This window comes from Pantoea sp. CTOTU49201, from assembly GCF_032054795.1.
Classification (GTDB): Bacteria; Pseudomonadota; Gammaproteobacteria; order Enterobacterales; family Enterobacteriaceae; genus Pantoea; species Pantoea symbiotica.
The window spans coordinates 1-972 of sequence record NZ_DAMBSA010000461.1; the positions used below are offsets into that span (position 1 = coordinate 1).

General features: G+C 53.9%; 1 protein-coding gene. It reads right to left on the reverse strand.

Going from position 1 to position 972, the window contains the following annotated elements:
* Positions 1–32: 32 nt before the first annotated feature.
* Positions 33–972, reverse strand: a 940-nt coding sequence (gene lpxM / locus RTY00_RS22120) for a lauroyl-Kdo(2)-lipid IV(A) myristoyltransferase (RefSeq protein ID WP_312666256.1), incomplete at its 5' end; no start/stop codon positions are given.

Sequence of the window (972 nt, forward strand, 5' to 3'; positions counted from 1 at the left end):
GCACCTGGTCGCCATGAGTGGCGACCCTACATTTACTTCCTGGGATAAAGATCTTTGCGCGCATAAGGTTCAATGTCGCCTTCCTTGCGCGTCTTCAGCAGCTTTAAAATCCAGGTGTACTGTTCTGGATGTGGGCGCACAAACACTTCAACCTCTTCGTTCATGCGGCGCGCCAGCGTATTATCATCGGCATCCAGCAAGTCATCCATTGGCGGACGCACATAGATTTCCAGACGATGGGTTTCGCTGTTATATACAGGGAACAGCGGCACCACGCGCGCACGGCACACTTTCATCAGGCGACCGACTGCCGGCAACGTCGCTTTATAGGTGGCAAAGAAATCCACAAACTCACTGTGTTCCGGGCCGTGATCCTGATCCGGCAGATAATAGCCGTAATACCCCTGACGCACCGAAGCGATAAACGGCTTAATGCCGTCATTGCGCGCATGCATGCGGCCACCAAAACGGCGTCGCATGGTATTCCACAAATAATCCATTAACGGATCGCTTTGATTGTGGAACATCGCCGCCATCATTTGGCCTTCAGACGCCAGCAGCATCGCCGGAATATCCACGCCCCAACCATGCGGCACAAGGAAAATGACGTTCTCTTTGTTTGCCTGCAGTTGCTCAATGATTTCCCGGCCGTGCCAGTCAACGCGCTTACGCACATGTTCAGGATTGCGTAATCCGAGTTCAACCATCATCGCCATCGCCTGCGGTGCGGTGGCAAACATACGATCAGCAATCTCCTCGCGCTGCGCTTCACTCAATTCCGGCAGGCAATAATAGAGATTGATCAGCGCACGACGGCGCGCACTTTTCGCCAGTTTACCGGCGAACTTGCCCAATCCGCCCAGAATCGGATCGCGCACTTTGGCGGGAAGTAATGCCATGCCGGCCAGCGCGCCAACCGCTAACCAACTGCCCCAGTATTTCGGCTTTAAAAAAGAACGTTGAAAAACGGGA